This is a genomic window from Mesobacillus sp. (assembly GCF_049588175.1).
Taxonomy (GTDB): Bacteria; Bacillota; Bacilli; order Bacillales; family Cytobacillaceae; genus Mesobacillus.
On the sequence record NZ_JBAVFI010000748.1, the window covers coordinates 1 to 4,840 of the forward strand.

Genomic DNA, 4,840 nt, shown 5'->3' on the forward strand with positions numbered 1-4,840 from the left:
TTCCCGCCCGAAAATAATGGCGACAAACGAATTCCTTCTTTAACTAATAAGGCGCCTGTTCCTTTCAGTCCGTGAAATTTATGCCCAGAGATCGTACATAAATGAATCCCAGCGTTGGTAAAATCCAGTGGGACCTTTCCAACTCCCTGGACGTGATCGACATGAAGAATTGCCTTAGGGTACTTTTTCAGCATTGAGCCAATTTCCTCAATTGGCTGGATCGTACCGACTTCATTATTCACGTGAATAATGGATACTAGGATAGTGTCATCACGCATTTCCTTTTCGACTGCTTCTGTGCTAATGAAACCATGGGCATCTGGATCAATATACGTAATTTCAAATCCAAGCGTCTCAAGCTGCATCATTGCGTTATGAATGGAGGCATGCTCCATGGCAGTGGTAATGATATGTCTTCCTCGTTCTCTATGTGCCATTGCCACGCCTTTAACAGCAAGATTATTGCTCTCTGTACCACCAGAGGTGAATAATACTTCTGTTTCCTTGACGTTAAGCAATTTAGCAACCTGGCTGCGGGCCTGCTGGAGCAGTTTCTCTGCCTGCCCGCCAATTCTATGAAGAGATGATGGATTGCCGAAAAAATCCTCAGATACCTTCAAAAATGAATTTAATACTTCTTTATAGGGTTTTGTCGTTGCACTGTTGTCAAAATAAATCATCGTCTTCCCCCCTTGTTCAGAACCTTTATGCTAACTAAAAATCTTATCATATTAGCAGTCCATTGAAAATCAATCAGGACCTTCTGCACATGCGACACAGTTTATTATTTCCCAAAACTTTCTTATGGGGCAGACCTTGCGAAAAAGACAGGCAAACTGCCTCCAAAAAAACAGGTCTCCTTTTTTGGAGACCTGACTGGTTATAATTATTTTTCAGCAAGCAAGACTTCAATTTTCTTTAGTGCTCCTGGTTCTATTTCTTCAATTGAAGTTGCAGCCTGTTCGAGCGCCTGGCGGTAATTATAGTTTCTGAAAAACTCTTCTGCCTCACGCAGGCCACGGTCAACCGATGGGTATCTGCTCCGGTATCTGTTACCGTATTGAATAACCTTTTCGGCAAGCATGACCGTCTCGACGATTTCCTCTGTCGAAGCTTCCAGCTTGTTCACGGTTAAGACAGCTATTTCCAAATATTGATGAATAGAAGGGATATCAAGCGGCTTCTGATTAAGTTTTTCATTTACTTGATTGATGCTTTCATTAGCATCGTCAAGAAGATACTTATAATCCTGCGATAACCCTGGCATATTGCTTTTGGAGATCGTCCGGACCATTTCCGTAATCTTTTTGGAAAGTTCCTTTACTTTCTCCCTTGCAGCCAATTCATCCTTTCTCAAAGCGCTAAGCTTTTCCATCAGTGCTTTTTGTTCTTCAACAAGAGCATCAAGCTGCTGTTTAGCTTCTTCGAGTTCAACCTTTATCAAGCTCTGAGGTGTATCATTTTCAGTAATTCTGTGGTCAATCAATTCAAAACGTTTGAGCAGCCCCTTTATTTGCTGTTCAACATTTGTTTGAGCTGCTAGCTCTTTTTCCGAAAGATGGTAGCTTTCCTGGATGTGCTTTGTTTCTTCCTTAAGTGTCTTGCTTTCCGTTATAGCTTTTACGAGAATTTCCTTGGCTTCATGTTCAGTCTTGCTGATGTATTGTTTAGCCATAACTTCATGTTCGAGAAGATCGAAAAGATGATCGACTTTTTCCTTTAAGCCATGAATGCCCTGTCCAGCTATTTCGACGTCCCCGCTTTCAAGTGAAACAATGTATTCGGAAAGTTCATTGCCGATATTCTCTAATTCTGCTTCTGCATTCAGGTGATCGAGAATATATCCTTGGGCAGACATTTCCTTGACCCCTTCTTTTATATCGCTGACTTGACCAGGGAGTGTAGATTGGCAATCATGCAGCAGCGCAGGAATCGAATCCATTTTCAAGGCAACCTCGTCAAGCATTGCTTTGATTGTCAAGACCGTTTCCCTTGCTTCTAAATAATTTCCGTTCTCGGTTTTCTCATCAAATTCCACGAATTTCCCCTGGATCTCTTCAAGGGTAGCCTCAAGGCTTGCTTCCGCTTTGCCAAAGCTGTGGCGGTGAGTCAGGAGGTTTTTCTTGCTTTCCCTGTATTCCTCCTTGAGTCCATCAATTTCATCACGATTCTTTTCTTCACTGCCGACCAGTTCATTCAATTCGTGGAGGATTTTTTTGATTTTGTCCTCTGTTTCAGTCAGTTTCTGGTCGATGATGGAAAGTGAGTCTTTCGCCTTTTTAAACCGATACTTATCAATATATTCTTCAGCATCAAACAAGTAATCTTCTATTCCCGGGAGCTTCGAAGTAACAAGTTCATCCCATTCCTGGCGCCAGCGCTCGAAAAGCTCCTCTGTTTGTCCTGTCATGTTCAACTGTTTTACTTTTGACATTTCATCCAGTACAGGCCGGTTCATAATCTCGATCTTCCAGGACTCGTATCTGTCCACTTCACTGTAAAATTTCCGTTTCCTAAAATAACCTATTAAATAAAGAATTATTAATATAGCAATTCCGCCAATTATGTACTTCATTGTTATCCCCCTGGCCTCACAAATTCCAAGTTCTATATCCATATATATAAATTGAATTTATAAATGCGTGTATAATGTATTTATATTACCATGTAAACGACAATTTTTGACTATTTATTTGAGATTTTTTGTTGAAATTATCCGAAATAAGCCGATTTGGCTCTGCAGCAAACGAAAAATATTACTTTTGGTGGTGTTTTTATGAGAGACGGCCATGTACACACTTCTTTTTGTCCGCATGGAACAAAGGATAAAATCGAAGAGTATATTGAAAAAGCTTTACAGCTTGGCTATACGGAAATTACCTTTGCAGAGCATGCACCGCTTCCAGAAGGATTCATTGATCCGACGCCATTAAAGGACAGCGCGATGAAACTCGATGATCTTGAAGATTATTTTAAAATAATTGAAAAAGCCAAACAACAGTACCATGGCAGAATCAAGATCAATACTGGGTTGGAGGTTGATTTCATTGAGGGGTATGAAGAACAGACTGCAGCTTTCTTAAATGAATATGGACGTCATTTAAATGACGCAATTCTATCAGTACATTTTTTAAAAGATATGAATGGTGCGTATGATTGCCTTGATTACAGTCCTGAAACCTTCAACGCCATGGTTGAGCATTATGGCTCGGTGGAAAAGGTTCACCGCCATTATTACCAAACGGTGCTGAATTCAATACAAACTGATTTAGGTTTGTACAAACCTAAGAGAATCGGGCATATTACTCTAGCGAATAAATTCAGGTTGCGTTTCCCTACTGAGAACACGTTCACGGAGGAGATTACTCAAATATTGGAAAAAGTTTCAGAGCATGGATATGAGCTTGATTATAACGGTGCCGGTACGGCAAAACCTCTGTGCCGTGAGCCATATCCACCTGAATGGGTAATCAAGCAGACAATCACTCTTGGGATACCATTAGTTTATGGATCTGATGCACATCAGGCAAAGGAGCTTGGCCAAGGGCTGGGCAGTATGCGTCTATAAAAAAGAAAACCGGCGTTTATGCCGGTTTCCACTTAATAATTTAGGGTTCTTGTAATAGCCTATTTATTAAAGATAAGACTACTTAAACGATTTATATATTGATTAACACCTTTGGCTGCTCCTGCAGATCCAGACAGATTGTCCCTTTTATCCATTGGGACATCTCCTTACTGTACTTAGCGGCAAAATATTGTTCATGTGGCAGTATATGGAGAACCTCGGTAACATAATGAGTATTTAAAAACGGCATAGAAAGGAGGGACTTTAGCTGTAAAATAATGTACTGGACGGACAGGTTCCTGAATTCACCGGTTTCCATACCCCTTTCAAGCACCTTTTTGAAATAATAACGCTCTTTCACATGGTAGGTAGACATGATTTCGCGAACTACCTGTGAATCAATCGTCATTTCTCTTAATATAAACCTTGTTAACTGGATATTTTCACATTGAAACCTTAACACATTATCAACCATCGCTTTCAGGCAAATTTCCGCTCCGCAATCCAGCAATGAAAACCCCTTTTCCAATTCTTCAAGATAGCTTTCAAAAAAGGCAGTAAAACAGTTTTCGAGGAGTCCATTCTTATTTTGGAAATAGTAAGAGATATTCGCCGAATTCACTTCCGCCTTTGCTGCAATATCCCTGACTGATGTACCATTAAACCCCTTTGTGTTAAACAAGAAGATGGCCGCATCCATGATTGCAGCTTTAGAATTTTTCCTCAATCTCCACCCCTCCCTTTCAAAGCAATCTCTTACTGTTTACCTTTCTGGAAATATACGAAATTCCCTTTAAAAAAAGCTCGACAAAGTATCCATTGTTTCGGCTATATTTGATACAATGTATAGTAAAACTTCATGGATAAGGGGGAAAAAGGATGTTTAAAGTCGAAAATTACAGCGACAACCGTGACAAAAACTACGATTTATTAATAAAGCAACTAAAAGCCTTGATCGAAGATGAAAAAAACGCGATTGCAAATTTGAGCAATGCTTCTGCATTATTGAACCAATTTCTTGATCGCGTTAACTGGACAGGTTTTTATCTCATGGAGGATGGTGAGCTTGTCCTAGGACCATTCCAGGGACTGCCCGCATGTGTCAGGATTCAGATTGGCAAAGGCGTATGTGGAACTGCCGCTTCAAAAAGGGAGACCGTACGCGTTGAGGATGTTCACTCATTCCCTGGCCACATTGCTTGTGATGCAGCATCTCAGTCAGAAATCGTCGTCCCTATGATCAAGGATGGAAAATTACTCGGAGTCCTTGAT

5 protein-coding genes are annotated in these 4,840 nt (G+C 40.5%); 2 read left to right on the forward strand and 3 right to left on the reverse strand.

Annotated features, from left to right (window positions below; all coding sequences use genetic code 11):
• Together WB217_RS18165 and ezrA are read right to left on the reverse strand one after the other, a co-directional pair.
• Window positions 1-680, reverse strand: a 680-nt coding sequence (locus WB217_RS18165; protein WP_423994707.1) for a cysteine desulfurase family protein, incomplete at its 3' end; no start/stop codon positions are given.
• Window positions 681-886: 206 nt separating this feature from the next.
• Window positions 887-2,575 carry a septation ring formation regulator EzrA gene (ezrA, locus tag WB217_RS18170; RefSeq protein ID WP_423994709.1) on the reverse strand — a complete coding sequence of 563 codons (1,689 nt, stop codon included), beginning with the start codon at window positions 2,573-2,575 and terminating at the stop codon, window positions 887-889.
• 201 nt (window positions 2,576-2,776) lie between these two features.
• On the opposite strand from ezrA, the gene hisJ reads away from it, so the two are divergent.
• Window positions 2,777-3,568, forward strand: a complete 792-nt coding sequence (hisJ, locus tag WB217_RS18175; RefSeq protein WP_423994711.1) for a histidinol-phosphatase HisJ — start codon at window positions 2,777-2,779, stop codon at window positions 3,566-3,568.
• 91 nt (window positions 3,569-3,659) lie between these two features.
• On the opposite strand, the gene refZ is transcribed toward hisJ, so the two are convergent.
• The gene (gene refZ, locus WB217_RS18180; RefSeq protein ID WP_423994713.1) at window positions 3,660-4,295 is read right to left on the reverse strand and encodes a forespore capture DNA-binding protein RefZ; all 636 of its coding nucleotides are present in this window, start codon (window positions 4,293-4,295) and stop codon (window positions 3,660-3,662) included.
• A gap of 152 nt (window positions 4,296-4,447) precedes the next feature.
• Here refZ and WB217_RS18185 point away from each other — a divergent pair.
• The coding region (locus tag WB217_RS18185) for a GAF domain-containing protein (protein ID WP_423994714.1) at window positions 4,448-4,840 on the forward strand (393 nt) is incomplete at its 3' end.